The following is an 18,324-nucleotide window of genomic DNA, read 5'->3' on the forward strand; positions in this document are numbered from 1 at the left end:
GGCTTCAACGCAAGGTAGGTGCCGAACGCAAAAAAACGGCCCGGGCAGGCCGGGCCGTTTTCGATTGGCGGCATGTTCGCTGAGCGTGCGCTTATTCGCCGTCTTTCCAGAGCACATGAAAATGCTGCACTGGGCCGTGGCCGGAGCCGACGGTGAGACTTCCGGCAGCCGCGACCGCGCCGGCGAGGTAATCCTTGGCGATGGCGACGGCCTCCCGCGCCGAGGCGCCCTTGGCGAGCGCGGCCGCCAGCGCGCTGGACAGCGTGCAGCCGGTGCCGTGGGTGTTCTTGGTCGGCACGCGCCTGGCTTCGAACCAGTGCAGGCCGGCGGCCGTGGCAAGCACGTCAGGGCTCTCGTCGCTGTCGAGATGGCCGCCCTTGACCAGCACTGCGGCCGGGCCAAGCGCCCGCAAGCGCTCTGCCTGCGCCGCCATCTCCGCCCGGTTTGTCGCCACCGGCTGGTGCAGCAGGGCGGCGGCTTCGGGCAGGTTCGGGGTCAGCAGCGTGGCAAGCGGCAGCAGCCGCCGGGTCAGTACGTCGACCGCTTCAGGCGCAAGCAGGGCGGCTCCACCCTTGGCGATCATGACCGGGTCGATGACGATCGGAATGTCGCGGTGGTCAGTCAGCGCACCGGCAACGGCGTCGGCGATGCCGGCATTGGCGATCATGCCGATCTTGACGGCATCGACGCGGACATCGGCAAAGACGGTATTGATCTGGTCGGCGACGAATTGCGGCGGTACCAGATGCACACCGCTCACCCCTTGCGTGTTCTGCGCCGTCAGCGCGGTCAGCACCGCCATGCCGTAGACGCCGCGGGCGGAAAAGGCCTTGAGATCGGCCTGGATGCCGGCGCCGCCTGAGGGATCAGAGCCGGCGATCGAGAGAACGTTGCGGATCATGCGCGCACCTTTCGAATTTCTGCAGCGATGCGGCGCGTGGCCGCTTCAGGATCGGGCGTGCCGCAGATGGCGGAAACGACGGCAAGCCCCTCGGCGCCGGCGGCGAACACTTGGGCGACATGATCCGCCTTGAGCCCGCCGATCGCCACCGACGGCACCGGCGAGGCCTTTACCAGCCTTGCAAGTCCATCAAAGCCGATCGGCTGTTTGTGGTCGGCCTTGGTCGGTGTCGCAAACACCGGCCCGACGCCGGTGTAGTCGATGAGATCCGGATCGACGGTGCTGGCGAGCGCCGCGGTCTCGACCGACAGGCCGAGGATCATATCGGGGCCGATCATCGTCCGCGCTCTGCGCGCACCCATGTCTTCCTGGCCGATATGCAGGCCGTCAGCGCCGATGGCGATGGCCGCCTCGACGTCATCGTTGACGATGAGCAGGGCGCCGGTCCCATCCAGCGCCTGTTTCAAGGCGCGGCCGGTCTCGATCATCCCGATGGTGCCGGCATGTTTGTCACGCAGCTGCACTATGGTCGCGCCGCCGGCAACGGCAAGTCGCGCCGTTTCGACCATGCCGATCCCCGCGCAGAGATCGGGGTCGAGGACGAGATAGAGCGAAAGGTCGAAAGCCTTCATGCCGCCGATATCCTTGCCCTGGCGTCAAGCGTTTCGGCGTCGAGCGCGGCCAGCGCATCGAGGAAGCGCCAGGAGAAGGAGCCGGGGCCGGCCGCCCCAAGTGCCGCCTCCTCGCCGGCGATGGCGAAGGTTGAAAGCGCAGCAACCGTCGCGCCGAAGGTGTCTTCGGGTGCGGTCGCAGCAAAGGCGCCGACGAGGCAGGTGAGCGAGCAGCCGAGCGCGGTGACTTGCGGCATCAAGGCCGATCCGCCTTCGATGCGCACCGCTCGCTCGCCGTCGGTGACGAAATCCACGGCGCCGGTCACGGCGACGACCGCCCTCTGACGCTCAGCCAGCCATCGCGCCGCACCTTCCGCCTGCTCGACCGGATCGCGGCTGTCGACGCCTTGGCCGCGGCTCTCTCCGCCGGCAAGCGCGATGATCTCGGAAGCGTTGCCGCGGATGACGGTCGGACGCAGCGCCAGGAGGTCGGCGACCGCGTTGCGGCGGAAAGCCGTGGCATAGTGAGCGACAGGATCGAGCACCCACGGCTTGCCGGCGGATGTCGCAGCCTTTGCCGCCGCCTGCATACCGTCGATCCATTGCGTCGACAGCGTGCCGATATTGATGGTCAGCGCACTGGCGATCCCGGCGAATTCGCCGGCTTCTTCCGCAGCATGCACCATGGCGGGCGAGGCGCCCGCGGCAAGCAGAACATTTGCGGCAATGTTCATGGCGACGTAATTGGTGATGCACTGAACGAGCGGCGGCTTCTCGCGCATCGCCTTCAGCATCGCTCCGGGTGTAGTCTTGGTCTGCATATGGCCCCTTTCAGGCGGGGGCGGGCACGGGGCGGTTCGTGCGGGCTAAGCCGCAACCCCGAGCGACTCCCTCCGCCGGCATTATCCGGTTCAGGTTCGAAGGGTGCTTCTCAGCCCGTCTGTCGACGAACGCCCCTGTCTCTCATCGCGCTCTTTTTCGCAGAGAACGGGGCAGATGTCACCTCGAAAATGACAATCATGCGACCGACGCGGCGCACGATGGCTATGGATGATTTATGGGTCTGGATCGCCTTTCATGAAGGACGAGAGATCGCCGCCGATTCGGGTCTTGACCAGGTTTTCCCGAATGTCGTCCGCCGGTTCTGTTCCGGGCTGCCCTCGTCGTTGCCGTTTTGCCATGCGGCTGGCCTCTCGTTTTTCGAGAAGGATAACAATGGCAACCGTGGGTGCAATGAATTTCTAAAATACATCTCTGTATTTGTGAGTGGCATCGGGAAAAACCCGGACGTCGGAGAGGCTCTTTTCTTCGCAGGAATGAGGCTCATCTTTTCAAGACTTCGCAGCAGTGGGGATAGTTCTGAATTATTCATCCTATCCGTTCATCTATCGAATTTTCAATGCAAACGGGCACGTGGACAGCTTCGCGTAAGTTGCGCGTCGTCTCATGGTCCTCGCCAATCGGTTTTATTCGAGCGTTGAAATCTCTTGGCGAATTCGATGAGGGCCAGTCTCGGCCGAGCGCAAGACTTAATCTCCCAGAACGTGAAGTAAATATCTAACGGAAACTTTACCGTGCTGACACGCTCAGGTTGACGAAATGATAGATTGTAGCGATACGGGTCTACACGTGAATAAAATCTTCCTGAAGTTGTATTTTAAATGAGCAAATTTTTGAAAATCGGCATGACGCGGGGCCTTCGGACTATCGCCCCCGTTTTGATATTCATCGCTTGTGCCAACCCGGCTTTTTCACAATCGGCTGTTCCAGCCGAGCAAGGACCGGAACAGGTGCCGGCGCCAGCTCAACCGGCGCCGGCCATGAAATCTCAGAAATTCGACGACTGGTATTATCGCTGCACGGGTTCGGCAGGCAGTGAGGCTTGCGAAGTCGCACAGGTCGCGCAAGTCGCCAAAGACGGCAAACCCGTCAATATCCTGACGCTGGCAATCGCCGCGTCGCCGGCCGGTTCTGCCGGCAAGGGCAAGGACAAGGGCGACAAGGGCAAGCCGCGGCTGATGCTGACGGTCCTTCTGCCGCTCAACGTCTTCCTGCCCTCCGGCCTGTCGATCAAGGCCGACGGCAAGCCCGTCGCCAAACTCGATTATCGCAACTGCAACCAGTCCGGATGCTGGGCGCAGCAGGCGCTGGATACGAAGACGGCCGCGGCGCTGAAGAAGGGCTCGAGCGCCGAAGGGCTGGTGCGGCTGATGAACGGCCAGGACGTCAATATCCGTTTCTCGCTGAAAGGGCTGAAACCGGCCCTCGACGAACTCCAGTCCATTGCCGTGAAGTAGCCGAATTTCAAAATGACCACAGACATTCGATCCTTCCTGGTCGCCGGCGCTGTCCTCGTTATGGGTGCCGTCCCCGCATATGCACAATCGCCGGCCGACGATTTTAACCGCCGTCAGGAAGACAAGTTTCAGTCGCAGCGGCTGGATGCCCTGCGTCGCGCAACACCAGGCGGCAGTGCGGACACGGAAAACGGCTCTTTGCCGGCTAGCCAGGCAAATGCTGCCTGTTTCGACATCATGCGCGTCGAGATCGATGGGGCAAATCTGCTATCGGCGCAGGAGATCGGCAAGGTGACGGCACCTTACGGCAGCCGATGCGTCGGTCTTGCGGAGATCAATGCGGTCCTCAGGGATGTCACGCACCTCTATATCGATCATGGTTATGCAACCTCGCGTGCCTACGTGCCGCAGCAGGATATCCGCAAGACCAGGATCCTCCGCCTGCTCGTCGTCGAAGGCACGCTCTCGGACATCTATCTCAATGGCCAGAAAATCGCCGGCAGCAGTTCGCTGGCGACAGCCTTTCCGGGCCTGATCGGCCGGGTCGTCAATATCCGCGATATCGAGCAGGGGCTCGACCAGATGAACCGGCTACAGGCCAACGACGCCAAATCCGCCATGCTGCCCGGCCCCAAGGACGGAACGTCGATCCTGAATATCGAAAACAGCCCGGGCTGGCCCTGGCATGTCTCCCTCGGCAACAACAATATGGGGCAGGAAAGCACCGGCTTTTCCAGGAGCTCGGCATCGCTGACCTTCGACGATCTCATCGATATCAACGATCAGTGGAACTTTTCATACGAGCATAGCGGTCCGAGCTATCCATGGAGCAATGACGGACGGGGATATGGCAACAGCTATTCCGGCAGCGTCAGCGTCCCCTACGGTTACTCCACTGTTTCGCTAAACGGCTCCTGGTACCAGTATGAAAGTGCGGTCGAAGGCAACTTCAGCACCCTCGAGACCTCGGGCAATTCGGGGCAGGCGGGCCTTGGCATCGACCGCGTCGTCTTGCGCGACAAGGATTCGATCACCACCGTCCGCAGCAGCCTGACCTACAAGCAGACGAACAACTTCTTGCTCGGCAATCTGATCGAGGTCGGCAGCCGCCGGTATACGGTCGGCGAGATTGGCATTTCCCATTCCCGCCGCATGTTCGGCGGCATCTGGGTGTTCGACGCCAGCTATGACAAGGGGCTCGGTCTCTTCGATGCCGTGGAACCAGGGGATCCCGGCGCCGGCAACGCCGATCCACGATTTTCAAAGTTCAATGCCACGATCAGCGTGACGCAGCCGTTCCAGGCCGCCGGCCGGCAGTTCGAGCTGACTTCGCTGCTCAGTGGTCAATATTCCCCCGACAATCTCCTCGGCGCCGAGCAGATTTCCCTCGGCAGCTACAGCAATGTCCGCGGCACGCGCGAAAGCGTGCTCTTCGGCAATAATGGCATGTTCAGCCACAACGAGATTGTCTGGAGAACGAAATCCAACGAAAGCGGCGACGCAGTCGCCAAGGTCCTCGGTGAACTGCGCCCCTACCTCGGCCTGGATTACGGCCACGTCTATTCGCAAAAACGCTTCGACATGACGGGGGGCGACCTCGCCAGCTGGACGGCCGGTATCCGCGCTGTCGGCGGCAATATCAGCGCCGACCTCGGCTATTCCGACATCGTTGCAAGCAGCCTCGACCACGTCGACGGCGGGCTCTTTTATTTCAGCGCATCCACTCATTGGTAACGGAAGCAAAAATGATCACCGGCAATATTTCGAAGAATAATCGCACTCAGACCTTTTCAAGATCGACAGCGCTGATCCTTGCCCTCTCCATCTCGCTTGCCGGCTGCGCCGGCCGGGAGGCCCGGCCGGTCGCTTCGACCAACCCGAGCGACAGCGCCTTCGACTGCGCCGGCATCGCGCGTGAATTCGAGGCGAACGAACGGCAGATCACGTCGACAGTGAAGGAGCGGACGGACGCGCAAGGCAAAAACATCGTCCTCGGCGCGACCGGCGTCCTTCTGTTTTTGCCGGCGCTGTTTTTCATGGATCCGAAATCCCCCGAAAAGGTCGAGATCGATGCGTTGCGCAACAGGAACAATGTCCTGACCAGCATTGCCAAATCAAAAGGGTGCCCTGCGCCCAAGTCCCAGTTGACCGAGCTCTACAAACATCTCGACAGCAAGCCGAAGCCCGCCTCGTCGTCGGACAACCGAAACTGATTTTCGCAGGCATTTGAATCTTATCAGCGAATTCCGGAGTTTTGTATGCGTATCGTGCGTTTTCTAAGCCTTCTCCTGCTGGCGGCGACCCTGGCGTCCTGTGTCACTACGAGGACAGACCCCCGGCTGATCGCCGCCCTTCAGCGGACGTCGGTGCGCGAGATCCGGATCGAACTGGCACCGGACGTCAAGACATTCGGTTTTGGCGACAAGCCTGACCAGCAGCTGTCGGAGGCGGTTCACACCCTTCAAGCTGCGATGACCAAGGAACTGATCGGCGTGCCGGGCGGCCCTAACCGGGGCAGGCTCGTCGTCACGCTGCATGTGTTCGACGTCACCACCAAGGAGGCTCGGATCATCGGCGGTCATGACAGCATGATCGATGGAACCGTCCGGCTGGAGGATGCCAAGACCGGGCAATTGATCGCCGAAGCGCAAAACATCCATGGCGAAGACCTTTCCATGCGCGGAAGCGGTTACGGCGTGATCATCGCCGTCGCCGTCAACGCGGCAACAACATCCGGCGCACCTGATGTCATGGCACAGCGCCTGTCCAAGTCCTTCACCCGCAACGTGAAGACTTGGCTCACCCAGAAATAGTCCTGCGATGAGGTTCGGTGCTGCCGCAGTCAAGGCGGCGCCGAGCCACGATTGATTTTGAGACACAAACGAGTTGTGCGTTGGGAAGACAAAACGATGAGTGTGAAAACCGATCTTGGTTCTGAAGCGAGGGGTCTTGGCTGCCGGCTCGGCAGATTTGCCAATCGCTCGCTTGCCATCGTGCTCAGCGCGCTGCTGGTTTTTCAGCCGATGCTTGCCAATGCCCAGTCGGTCTCTGCGAGCACCACGGCGCCGGCCGCCAACCAGCCGGGCGTCGGTACGGCCCCGAACGGCGTGCCGCTCATCGACATCGTCACGCCGAACAGCAAGGGCCTGTCGCATAACAAATACGACAATTTCAACGTCGGCACGCCGGGGCTGATCCTCAACAATTACAAGGGCGAGATCGGCAATTCCAATCTCGGCGGCGTCACCCCGGGCAATGCCAATCTCAACACGTCAGGTCCGGCATCGGTCATCCTCAACGAGGTCATCAGCGGCAACCGCTCTGCCTTGAACGGCGCGATCGAGGTGTTCGGCGCGCGAGCCGATGTCGTCATCGCCAATCCGAGCGGCATCACCTGCGACGGCTGCGGCTTCATCAACACGCCGCATGCAACGCTAACCACAGGCGTCCCCGATATCGGCGCGGACGGCGCGCTGAAGGGTTTCACGGTCAACGGCGGCGATGTCACCATCGGACCGAATGGCGGCAACTTCGCCGCCGGGCCTGGCGCGGTCGACCTTTTCGACATCGTCTCGCGCTCCGTGCACGTCAACGGCCCGGTTTATGGCAAGGACCTTCGCGTCACGGCCGGCCGTAATCAATTCGATTATGCCACCGGCAACGCCACGCCGCTTGCGGCGACGTCCGGCACACCGGAATACGCGATCGACGGTTCGGCGCTCGGCGCCATGCAGGCCGGCCGCATCAAGATGGTCGTCACCGAAAACGGCGCCGGCGTGCGCATGAGCGGCAATCTTGCCGCCAACGCCAACGAGCTGTCATTGTCGGCCGACGGCAAGATCTCGCTCGGCAACGTCTCCGGCGAGCAGGGCGTGTCGATCTCCTCGAAGGCGAAGGTGACCGCCGCCAAGGTCACGTCGAAGGCAAAGGTCGCCGTTCAGGCGGATCAGGGCATCACTCTCGATACGGTCGCCGCCGATGGCGACATCGTGCTTTCAAGCGGCAGCGGATTGTTGAGTGTCGGCGGCGAGGTCAACAGCGCCGCCAACGTCCTGATGTCGTCGGCCGCCGGCATTGCGGCCGGCAGCGTCGTGGCCGGCAATGCGCTCGCCCTGTCCGCCACCTCGGGCGACATCCAGGTTGCCGGCGCCGTCAACGGCGCCGACGCGCTGACGATCACGGCGACATCGGGCTCGATCTCCGCAGCCTCGCTTGTGAGCGGCAACGATCTGACGCTGTCCGCCGGCGCCGACATCGCCATATCGGGCGATATGCTCGCTAAGGGCAACGTCACGGCTTCAGGCCGCTCGATCGCAGCCGCGACCGTCGCCGCCGGCCTCGACCTCGCCGCCACCGCACAATCGGCCAACGGCACGCTGATGCTGCAGCAGACGGGCAGCATGAGCCTTACCGCCACGAACGGTTCGATCACCGCCGGCAACGCGCTCATGAGCAGCGGCGCTCTTTCGGCCACAGCAACGCAGAATATCGCCTATATCAAGCTCCAGAGCCTCAGCAGCGCAGCACTGACGGCATCGGGCCAGATCAGCTACGGCAATCCCACCAGCGCCACAGACAACCTGACGTTCACTACCACCAATATCGATCTCTCCAATGGCGCAGCCAGCAACATCACCTCCGGCGGCACGCTGACGCTCAATGCCAATAGCGCCAATCTCAGCAACAACAGCCTGACGCTCGGCGGCCTCGCCCTCAATCTCTCCGGCACGGCCGATCTCAGTGGCGCCACCATCAACGCCGTCACCGGTGCCGGCGGTTCCGGCGACATCGACATCAACGCCGGCGGCCTCTCCACCTCAGTCAGCACGGCGCTGCTCGCCGCCGACGACCTGACGCTGACGCTGCCGTCTCTCACCAATGCCGGCCAATTGGCCGCCGGCGACGATCTGACGCTCAACATTTCCGGCAATTTCACCAACAGCGCCACGGGCCTTGCCTATGCCGGCCACGACGCGGGCCTGTTCATCGGCGGGGTGCTCACCAATGATCAGGGCGCCATCCTCGCCGGCAATGATCTTGAGATTGCCGGGACGACATCAGGACAAAGGAACGCTGGCGTCACCAATATTTCCGGTCTGATCCAGGCTGGAAACGACATGTCCATCCTCACCAGCAATCTGACCAACAGGCGGGCCGCCACACCGCAATGGACGACGGGGACGCTGGTGTCTTCAGGTGTCGTCAGCGGCTTCACGCTGAACCCCGTCGCCGCCGGCCTGCCTTTCGGCTATCTCGAGACCGCAGATCAGAACATGTTCCAGCTCTATGCCGGCGTCGATCCGGGCTTGTGGCAGGATTATCAGCCTCTGCTCTGGTCGAAGGCGACGCTCGCCGACGGTACGACCTATCGCGCCTGGACCTGGATCTCTGCCGACGGACCCGAAAAGGTCACGCCGATCATCGACTGGATCAGGGCCCGCGTGCCGAGGGACGCGAACGGCAATCCCGTTGTCGATCCCAACAACCCGTCGCGCTATTTCATCGTCGACGAGGTGAATTTCAGCGGTTCAGACGAAAGCACCACCTACACATGGGATTGGTCATCCCATCTCAGCCAGTCGGTCTACGAAGACCGGTTGGTCGGCACGCTCAGCCCGGAAGCGACGATCCGGGCAAGCCGCAACCTCACGGTCGACGCCACGAATCTCAGCAATTCCTACAGCTCGATCGAGGCCGGCGGCGACGCGACGCTGAAGGGCTCAACGCTGACCAATACCGGCGTCAGCCTGTTTCGCACGACGACGACAACCTGCCATGCCCAGGGCGCCTGCACCGCCTATAATGCCAATGGCACTGCCAATCCCTCGAAGAATATCGCCAACGGCTCGACAATCGTCAGTTCCGTCCAGGCGATCGGCGGTGTATCGGCCAACATCAAGGCCGGCGGCGCACTCTCCGTCAATTACAGCAGCGTCAACAACACGTCTGCGGCCGGCTCGATGGCCGGTGGCGCCAGCGTCGCTGCCGCAAGCAATCCCGGCGATCCGTTGTCGGCGCTCTCCGGCCTGACTGCCGGCGGCGCATTGTTCAACGTCAACGCGGACCTTGTGCCTCCGGCCAACCCGCAATCCGGCGACGTCGGCGACCCGATTCCAGGACAGATCTTCCTGTTCGAAACGCGCGCGGCCTACCTCGATGTCGGCACCTTCTATGGCTCCGGCTATTTCATGGACAAAATCGGCTATCAGCCGGACAGCACGATTCCTTTCCTCGGCGATGCCTATTTCGAGAACCAGCTGATTGAAAAGCAGATCCAGCAGCTTGCCGGCCAGGGTCTGGGACCGGGCTCCTTCATCCCCGGCAGCGACGCCACCGAGCAGGTCAAGACGCTGCTCGACAATGGCGTCAAGTACGCCAGCGACCACAATCTGCAGGTTGGCCAGGCGCTCACCCCCGAAGCGGTCGCCGCGCTGACGAAGCCGGTCGTCCTCTATCAGAAGCAGGTGGTCAATGGCATCGAGGTGCTGGCGGCGGTCGTCTATCTCCCGAGCACGGCAACGGCGCAGCTGACCGCCTCCGGCGCGCTGATGTCAGGCGCATCGGTCTCCGTTGCGGGCGGCGCGATCAACAATTCCGGCGCCATGGTCGCCTCCAACGATCTTTCCGTTTCCGGCTCCTCGATTTCTTCGAACGGCGGCACATTCAAGGCCGGCAACGACGTCTCGCTGTCCTCCTCGGGTGCGCTGACTCTGACGGCGCAATCCATGGATCTCGGCGGCCAGGCGATGGTCAATCCGAACGCCGCGGTCACCGCCGGCAGCGATGCGACGATTGCCGCGGCGACCGACCTCACGCTGAACGGCGCTCTGGTCAATGCCACAGGCAACGCCTCGCTCACCGGCAAGAATGTGACGTTGGATTCAGCCAAGGTCGACAATGGCGGTCAACAAAATGCCACCGGCAGCCAGGTTGCTAGTGGCGGTAGCCTGACGATCAAGGCAACCGACAATGTCAACGTCATCGGCAGTTCCGTCAAGGCGGGCACGACGCTCGAGGTGACCGCCGACAACGGCTCGGTGGCCGTGGTGTCGACCGATGTCGCCCGCAACAACCAATCCGGCTACACCAAGACCCTCTCCACCGACCAGCAGCAATCGCAGCTTTCCGCCGGCACGGATGCGACGATCAAATCAGGCGACGACATCCTGCTCTCCGGCTCCTCCGTCAAGGCTGAAGGCAACGTCGCGCTCAGCGCCGGCGACGATATCAACATCACCGCCGCGCAGGAGCATTCCGAGTCCTCCTTCGGCAAGAAATCCGCCTCGTCGATCACCCATGTCGGCTCGGAGATATCCGCCGGCGGCGACCTCTCGGTGACGGCAGGCAACGGCAGCGGCGATCACGACCTCAACATCGTCGGCAGCAAGCTTACCGCCGACGGCAAGGTCGGTCTCAAGGCCGATGGTGACGTGACGATCGCCGAAGCCACCGACACCGCGACCCTCGACACCAAGCTCAGCCTCAAGGGCGGTTTCCTCGGCAACAGCGAGAAGACGACCACCCATCTGGAAACGACCACGGCCGTCGGTTCCGCCATCACAGGCGGTGGCGGCGTCGACATTGAATCCGGCAAGGACACGGTCATCTCGGCCTCGAGGATCGAAGCCGGTAATGAGGCCGGCGCTGCGAACCTGAACATCACCACCAAGGGCGACCTCATCATCGCCTCCGGCAAGGACACCAGTGCCAAGGATGACAAGGGCTCGCGCAGCGGCTTCCTCTCCAAGGGCTCATCCAGCCACAAGAGCTATGATGAGACGACCATTGCCTCCGAGCTTGGCGCATCCGGCAATATCAATCTGGATGCCGGCGGCGCGGCGGTCATCGCGGGCTCGAAGGCGGATGCCGACGGCTCGATTTCCGTCGAGGGCGACAGCGTCTCAGTCATCGGTGCGGCCGAGCAGCATGAGCTTGAAATCACGCGCAAGAAATCTGGCCTCTTCGTCGGCTCGGGCGACGGCTTCATTTCGTTCTGGGGCGCGGAACAGAAGAGTGGCAGCCAGGCCTCCGCGCTGAATGTGGCATCGGTGCTTTCTGCTGGGACTGATGTAGCGCTCAAGTCCCGCGAGACCGATGTCAACATTCTCGGCTCGCAGATCTCCGCGACGGATAACATCACGCTGGATGCGGCCCGCGACGTCAATATCACGCCGGGCGCCGAAAGCGCCTCCTCGGAGGAAAAGGAAAAACGCTCCGGTTTTGGCATTTCCTTCGGTTCGAGCAGCGGCGGATTCTCGGTCGGCATCGGCGTATCCTCCGTCTCGGACACGACGAAGCAAGGCTCTCAGACCAACGCGATGGCCACCCTTTCCGCCGGCAACGACCTGGCGATCAAGGCTGGGCGCGACGCCAACCTGCAGGCCGCCGATGTCGCAGCCGATCGCGATGTTGCGATCACTGCGGAGCGCGACGTCAATCTGCTCAGTGCGGAAGACAAGTCGAATTACGAGAGTGTGCACGAGCAATTCTTTGCCGGCGTGACGCTGTCGGTTTCCTCGGGTCTCGTTTCCGCCGCGAGCAACGCGGTGGCAGCCGCTTCGAAGGTCGGCGATGGCAGCGCCAGCAAATCCATTGCGCACATAGCGATCGCCGGGATCGAAGCCTATTCGGTACTCGATGCCCTGACCAATCACGACGCTGCCGGTGAGTTTGACAAACTCAAAAATGGACAGTCGAGCGTGTTTGCCTCGGCCTCGCTCACCGCTGGCTTCCAGTATAGCAAAAGCAGCGAGAAAGGTTCCAGCTCAGACCCGGTTTCCACCACGATCCGGGGCGGCAATTCCGTCACCGTCGAAGCGACGTCGGGCAATCTGTTCGGCAATGGCGCACAGATTCTTGCCGGCTACGATGCCGATGGCATGCCGAACGGCAAGTCCGGCGACATCGCGCTGATCGCCGGCCAGGACGTTATCCTGCAGAGTGCTCAAGCGACTACCAACAATTCCACCAGGAACAGCTCTGGCGGCGTTCAAGTCGATCTCGTCAATCCCGGCCTCAGCTTCAACTATGGCAAAGGCTCATCCAACGGCTCCTCGGTTACCCAGGTCAACAGCCATGTCGTCGGCTCCGGTGACGTGTTCATCCAGTCCGGCAATGACACCAGACTGCAGGGCGCCGTCGTTAGCGGCGAGAGTATCACCGCCGATGTCGGCCACGACCTGATTATTGAAAGCCAGCTCGACACGACATCACAAAAGGCCAATCAGTTCGGCATCAGCGGCGGTTTTGGCAGCGGCACTCCGGCAAGTCTGAGCGGCTCCTTGCAAAAGGCCACCGGCAGTGCCGCGATCGTCTCCGAACAATCCGGCATCCATGCCGGTTCCGGCGGCTTCGATATCACCGTCAATAACAAGACGGCGCTGACGGGTGGGCTGATCACCTCTCAGGCGCCGGCAATACAAAACTGGCTTGAGACCGGCACGCTAGAGTTCAACGACCTCGACACCCATTCGAAATGGAAGGCCGACAGCTATAGTGGCGGGTTGACGCTCACTGGACCGCTCCTTGCCCCGCCCATGCATGATGGCGAAAGTGCGACGGGTCAGGCGCTATCCGCCGTCTCGCCGGGCCAGATCATCATCACAGATCCCGCCCACCAAACGCAGAACCTCGAGAATCTGCGCCGTGACACCAGCAACACCAACACGTCGTTGCCGGGCATTCCCGAACTGCAGGATATCCTGCGTGAGCAGTTGGAGACGCAGGAACTCTATCAGGACGCCGCCGCCAAGGCCGCCAAGTTCATTGGCGACTTCGCGCTGAAGCGGAGGCAAGCGGCAACCACTGACGAGGAGCGGGCTTTCTGGGCCGAAGGTGGTCCCGGTCCCGCGGCGCTGCATGCGTTGGCTGGCGGTCTGCTCGGCGGCGTCACGGATGTCTCCGGTATGATCAGGGGCGCTCTTGGGGGAGCCACGTCTTCGCTGCTCGGCCCGCACATCCGCGACCTAGTCGCCGAAATCGTCAACGGCACTTCGCTTGCCGGCACCGCCCAGGGCGAGCAGCTGATCAATATCATCAGCGCGAGTCTGGTACAGGGCCTTGCGGCCAGCGTCAGCGGTGGAGAGGGCGCCGCTTACGCAGGGTATGCGTTTAAGTACAACTACATCACGCATAGGGAATTTGATGAATACGAGAAGAAGCTGAGCGAATGCCAAGGCGATTCATCGTGTGAAGAGAGGGTAGAGGCTCAGCGAGCAGCGGATTGGGCCAGTCGCCAGGGCCGCTATATCGAGGCATGCCGGAGTGACGCTGAAAGCTGCCGTGGCCTGCTCGCTAAGATGGAGATCGATCTCGCTCTACTCCAGGAAAACAGTGCTTCTCATGATTCCGCCAAGGCATGGCTGGGCGCTGACATTGCAGGATTGCTGTCGTTGCAGTGGACGATGCTGGAGCAGCTCGCCGCTCAAGGTAAGTTAAGCTCGGCGGAGCAATTGAAGCTAAACGAATACCGAGTTACGCCATTGTCGAAGCTCGTCGAAGCGCTAACACTGGCAATCGACAGCCCAAAACCGTGGAAACGGGTGCAGACTATCGGCGGGAAAACTTGCGTTTATAGTTGCGAAATCGACGGTACCGTCCGATACGTTGGAATTACAGACGATGTTGCAAGGCGGGGAATTGAACACCTGCGATCGAAAGAAATCGTCATTAGAGAAATTCCTGGTCTTTCTAATTTGTCGAGACAGGACGCCAGGGCAGTTGAGCAAACTCTAATAAACTACTATGGGCTGGAAAAAAATGGTGGCACGTTAATCAATAAGATTAACTCGATTTCAGCAATAAAGAATCCGACAGCCTATGAGCGAGCTCTGATCAAAGGCGCCACATTACTACGAAACGCAAAATATCCGGGATTCTAAATATGGCTAAGCGCATTAAAATTGGGGACGTAATTCAAATTTTAACGTCGAAGGGAGTTTCCTACGCCCAGGTCACTCATAAGCATTTGCGCTATGGACACCTGCTCCGTGTATTTGATGGCTTTTACGCTGACAGACTTGACAATTTTAGCGAAGTGGTTGGCTCTCCTGTGTTGTTTTCTGCCTTTTTTCCTGTGCAAAAAGCAGTTGACGAAGGCCTAGTGGCAAATGTCGGAAACAGTAGCGTGACCGCTGCAAACTCCGTTTTTCCCATCTTTCGGACCAGTGCCCGGGATAGGGACGGGCGGCGGGGGCCTTGGTGGTTATGGAATGGCGAAACGGAAGTGATGCTGACTCGAGGCCTTTCTGATGAGGAAAAGAGATATCCGGTCCACGGTATCATCAGTGCACCCTTGCTGGTTGAGCGAATTGAGAAGGGTTATCGAGCGGAGAATCATGATTTATAGTTTGCCGTCGCTGGGTTATATTGTGGACGGCCTGGAACAGCTGAGGGCTACTTTAGCGGAGGTATAATTCCGAGAAAAGGAATGCCTGAACGCATAGCCAATATCGGCTGGGCCACGTTCTTTGGAGGAGAATTCGCCAAAGACGTCAAGGCAGAGCAGATTGCGGAAGCTGGATTCGCCATTGATAAGGTGGGTGACGGATATCTGGTTAGAATAACGGACAATATCAACGACGTGGCCGATAACTACCCCCATTTTTCGAAGCGGAGAGTGGAACTCAAGAAGTTGTTTCCCGACGACTTCTTTCTCGTCAAAGATGAGCCGATATCTCTATGATTGCTGCGGTTTGGCGTCAACGTTGTTGCTGACGATTCTAAGTGCAACCTGACCGCACTCCCCAAGTCCCTAGCTCAGACCCGGGACATCCTTGCGCTGCCCGATCGTCGCAAAGCGCTCCTCGTCGACATTTTAGTCATGTCTCAAGCCTTCAGTCACCGATGCGCTTCCCTGCCACGATAGATCTCCGGATCAGGGATCGGAACCGCGGCGATCAGCGCGCGGGTGTAGTCATCCCTCGGGTTCTCGAAGATATCCCGCCGTGTGCCGGTTTCGATGATGCGGCCGGCGCGCATGACGGCGACGTTGTGCGACATGCGCTCGACCACCGCCATGTCGTGGGAGATGAACAGATAGGCGAGTCCCATCGTTTCCTGCAGTTCGAGCAGCAGGTCGAGCACCCGGGCGCGGACGGAGACATCAAGGGCTGCGACGCTCTCGTCGGCGACGATCAGCTTGGGCTCGAGCGCCAGAGCCCGGGCGATGCAGATGCGCTGGCGCTGGCCGCCTGAGAACTCGTGCGGATAGCGCGTCGCCGCATCAGGCGTCAGGCCGACCCGGTGCAGCAGTTCGGCGACGCGGTCCTGCCGTTCACTGCGGTTGCCGATGCCGTGAATGACCATCGGTTCGCCGATCGCCTTGCCGACGGCCATGCGCGGGTCGAGCGAGGCATAGGGATCCTGGAAGATCATCTGCGCCGAGCGGCGCACGGGCCGCATCTCGCGCTGGCTGAGGCCGGCAATGTTGCGGCCGTCGATCAGGACATTGCCTTTGAAGGGGATGAGACCGAGCACGGCCTTGCCGGTCGTCGATTTGCCGGAACCGCTTTCGCCGACGAGGCCAAGCGTTTCAGCCGGCAGGATATCGAAGGAAACGCCTTCGACGGCTGCAACTGGCGGCTTGCCCTTGAAAAACCGGCTTGCGGCATTGCCATAGGTGACGGTGAGGTCGCGCACGTTCAGCACCGGCGTGCGGTCCGGATGCAGTGTCTCCACGGCCCGCTGGGTGATGCGCGGCGGACGGTCGGTGCCGGCAAGCGCGCCGAGCCGCGGGACGGCGGCCAGCAATTGCTGCGTATAGGCCTCCTTCGGCCGCTGGAAGATGGCGAGTGCCGTTCCCTGCTCGACGATCCTGCCGTTCTGCATGATGACGACGCGGTCGGCCATTTCGGCGACGACGCCCATGTCGTGCGTGATCAGGATGATCGAGGCACCGAATTCGCGCTTCAACTCACGCATCAGCTTGAGGATTTGCGCCTGCACGGTGACGTCGAGCGCCGTCGTCGGCTCGTCGGCAATCAGCACCTTCGGCCGGCAGGAGAGCGCCATGGCGATCATCACCCGCTGGCGCATGCCGCCGGAAAGCTCGTGCGGATATTGCTTCAGCCGCCGGGCCGGCTCGGTGATCTGCACGGCATCGAGCATCTTCAGCGCCACCGCCTCGGCATTGTCGCTGCCCTGGTGCGCGCGGATTGCTTCGGTCAGCTGGTTGCCGACCGACATGACCGGGTTGAGCGAGGTCATCGGTTCCTGGAACACCATCGCGATATCGCCGCCACGGACGCCGCGCATCGCCCGGTCGGAAAGCGTGAGCAGGTCGCGCTCGCCGAGCATGATGCTGCCGGAGGCGACCTTCAGCGAGGCCTTCGGCAAGAGCCCCATGATCGACAGCGAGGTGACCGACTTGCCGGAGCCGGATTCACCGGCGATGCAGAGCGTTTCGCCGCTTGCAAGCTCGAAGCTGACGTCCTGGAGCACCGGCTTGCGGCCTTCGGGCGTGCGGGCATCGACGCTCAGCTTGCGAAGGCTGAGCACCGGTGCTGCGGCGGGCATGGCTTCGTTCACGCGAACACGATCCTCGGGAAGTAGAAGGAGACCACCCAGTTCGGCTGGTCGACGATCTCGCTGATCCGGAGATCGCCGCAGACCGAGCAGAGCAAATAGGCATCGACGGCGCTCATGCCGTGTTCGGCGCCGAGAAAATCGATCATGCGCATGACGCTTTCGCGTGCCCCGGTCATCAGATCAGGGCCGATGCCTGTGGTGACCTCGTAGCCGGCGCCGTCGAGATGGCGGGTCACCGGTTCGGTGGTGGTGAAGCGCGGCGTCTGCAGCTTGGCGTCCTTGACGAGCTCGATCGTCGCTTCGACGTTCATCTGGCTTTCGATCGCCGTGCCGCAAACTTCGCCATCGCCCTGCGCGGCATGGGTATCACCGATCGAAAACAGCGCGCCGTCGACCTCGACCGGCAGATAGAGCGTCACCCCCGCCGTCAGGTCGCGGATGTCCATGTTGCCGCCGACGCGGCGTGGGGGAACGACGGAGTGGGTGCCGGGCTCGGTGGGTGCGACGCCGATCGTGCCGGCGAAGGGCTTCAGTGGCACGCGCCCACCCGGGCCGTAAAGGGCTGGCACCATGCTGTTGGCGTCATAGGACCAGACGTGCAGCGCCGGGTCCTTGAACTGGTCGGCAAGCAGGCCGAAGCCTGGGATATTGGCCGTCCAGCCGACGCCCGAGGGGATGAACTTGCGTAGCGTCACCTTCAGCGCATCGCCGGGCTTGGCGCCTTCGACATAGACCGGGCCGGAGACCGGGTTGATCTTGCCGAAATCGAGCGCGTTCAGCGTTTCCAGCGTCGCGTCGCTTCCGAGCTGGCCACCCGACGAATCCATGCATTCGAAGTGGATCGTCTCGCCGGGCTTGGCGACGACGGCCGGGGTGAAATCCTTGTTCCAGCCAAAATTGTGCTGGGCGCGGTGGATGGTATGAGTGCAGGCGATGCACATGGTCATTCTCCGGAATTGGTTTCGGCGTGGGTTACCCCTCACCCTAA

General features: G+C 61.6%; 13 protein-coding genes and 1 riboswitch. Of the genes, 8 read left to right on the forward strand and 5 right to left on the reverse strand.

Translation table 11 applies throughout. The annotated features are described in order from the left end of the window. Positions 1–91: 91 nt before the first annotated feature. The 3 genes from thiD to thiM are packed head-to-tail and all read right to left on the reverse strand — an operon-like array spanning position 92 to position 2,333. Positions 92–901, reverse strand: coding sequence for a bifunctional hydroxymethylpyrimidine kinase/phosphomethylpyrimidine kinase (gene thiD, locus RLCC275e_RS29365; protein WP_033183626.1), 810 nt, complete (start codon positions 899–901; stop codon positions 92–94). Next, complete coding sequence (gene thiE, locus RLCC275e_RS29370) at positions 898–1,533, reverse strand: thiamine phosphate synthase (protein WP_033183625.1); 636 nt, start codon at positions 1,531–1,533, stop codon at positions 898–900. The genes thiD and thiE overlap by 4 nt, the downstream gene beginning before the upstream one ends. Beyond that, positions 1,530–2,333: a hydroxyethylthiazole kinase gene (thiM, locus tag RLCC275e_RS29375; RefSeq protein ID WP_033183624.1), complete on the reverse strand. Its 804-nt coding sequence runs from the start codon at positions 2,331–2,333 to the stop codon at positions 1,530–1,532. The genes thiE and thiM overlap by 4 nt, the downstream gene beginning before the upstream one ends. 50 nt (positions 2,334–2,383) lie before the next feature. Further along, a riboswitch (TPP riboswitch) is annotated at positions 2,384–2,480 on the reverse strand. 72 nt (positions 2,481–2,552) lie between these two features. On the opposite strand from thiM, the gene RLCC275e_RS29380 reads away from it, so the two are divergent. The 8 genes from RLCC275e_RS29380 to RLCC275e_RS29415 all read left to right on the forward strand — a co-directional run bounded on the left by RLCC275e_RS29380 (position 2,553) and on the right by RLCC275e_RS29415 (position 15,492). Further along, positions 2,553–2,993: a hypothetical protein gene (locus RLCC275e_RS29380; protein ID WP_165402869.1), complete on the forward strand. Its 441-nt coding sequence runs from the start codon at positions 2,553–2,555 to the stop codon at positions 2,991–2,993. A gap of 180 nt (positions 2,994–3,173) precedes the next feature. Beyond that, positions 3,174–3,809 (forward strand): invasion associated locus B family protein, encoded by a 636-nt coding sequence (locus RLCC275e_RS29385; protein ID WP_033183623.1) that lies wholly within the window; start codon positions 3,174–3,176, stop codon positions 3,807–3,809. Positions 3,810–3,821: 12 nt separating this feature from the next. Further along, positions 3,822–5,543, forward strand: a complete 1,722-nt coding sequence (locus RLCC275e_RS29390) for a ShlB/FhaC/HecB family hemolysin secretion/activation protein (RefSeq protein WP_033183622.1) — start codon at positions 3,822–3,824, stop codon at positions 5,541–5,543. A gap of 11 nt (positions 5,544–5,554) precedes the next feature. Next, positions 5,555–6,022, forward strand: a complete 468-nt coding sequence (locus RLCC275e_RS29395; protein WP_033183621.1) for a hypothetical protein — start codon at positions 5,555–5,557, stop codon at positions 6,020–6,022. Positions 6,023–6,067: 45 nt separating this feature from the next. Beyond that, positions 6,068–6,622: a hypothetical protein gene (locus RLCC275e_RS29400; RefSeq protein ID WP_033183620.1), complete on the forward strand. Its 555-nt coding sequence runs from the start codon at positions 6,068–6,070 to the stop codon at positions 6,620–6,622. A gap of 96 nt (positions 6,623–6,718) precedes the next feature. Beyond that, entirely contained in the window at positions 6,719–14,689 is a 7,971-nt protein-coding gene (locus RLCC275e_RS29405) for a hemagglutinin repeat-containing protein (RefSeq protein WP_245485091.1), read from the forward strand. Positions 14,690–14,691: 2 nt separating this feature from the next. Beyond that, on the forward strand, positions 14,692–15,156 hold the full coding sequence (locus RLCC275e_RS29410; RefSeq protein ID WP_033183619.1) for a hypothetical protein: 465 nt from the start codon (positions 14,692–14,694) through the stop codon (positions 15,154–15,156). Positions 15,157–15,237: 81 nt separating this feature from the next. Then, on the forward strand, positions 15,238–15,492 hold the full coding sequence (locus tag RLCC275e_RS29415; protein ID WP_050516854.1) for a hypothetical protein: 255 nt from the start codon (positions 15,238–15,240) through the stop codon (positions 15,490–15,492). A 155-nt stretch (positions 15,493–15,647) separates the two neighbouring features. On the opposite strand, the gene RLCC275e_RS29420 is transcribed toward RLCC275e_RS29415, so the two are convergent. Continuing rightward, the gene (locus RLCC275e_RS29420) at positions 15,648–17,336 is read right to left on the reverse strand and encodes an ABC transporter ATP-binding protein (RefSeq protein WP_033183618.1); all 1,689 of its coding nucleotides are present in this window, start codon (positions 17,334–17,336) and stop codon (positions 15,648–15,650) included. Then, positions 17,333–18,277 (reverse strand): acetamidase/formamidase family protein, encoded by a 945-nt coding sequence (locus RLCC275e_RS29425; RefSeq protein WP_033183617.1) that lies wholly within the window; start codon positions 18,275–18,277, stop codon positions 17,333–17,335. Before RLCC275e_RS29425 ends, RLCC275e_RS29420 begins: the two co-directional genes overlap by 4 nt. Between the last annotated feature and the right edge of the window lie 47 nt (positions 18,278–18,324).

This window comes from Rhizobium brockwellii (genome assembly GCF_000769405.2).
Classification (GTDB): domain Bacteria; phylum Pseudomonadota; class Alphaproteobacteria; order Rhizobiales; family Rhizobiaceae; genus Rhizobium; species Rhizobium brockwellii.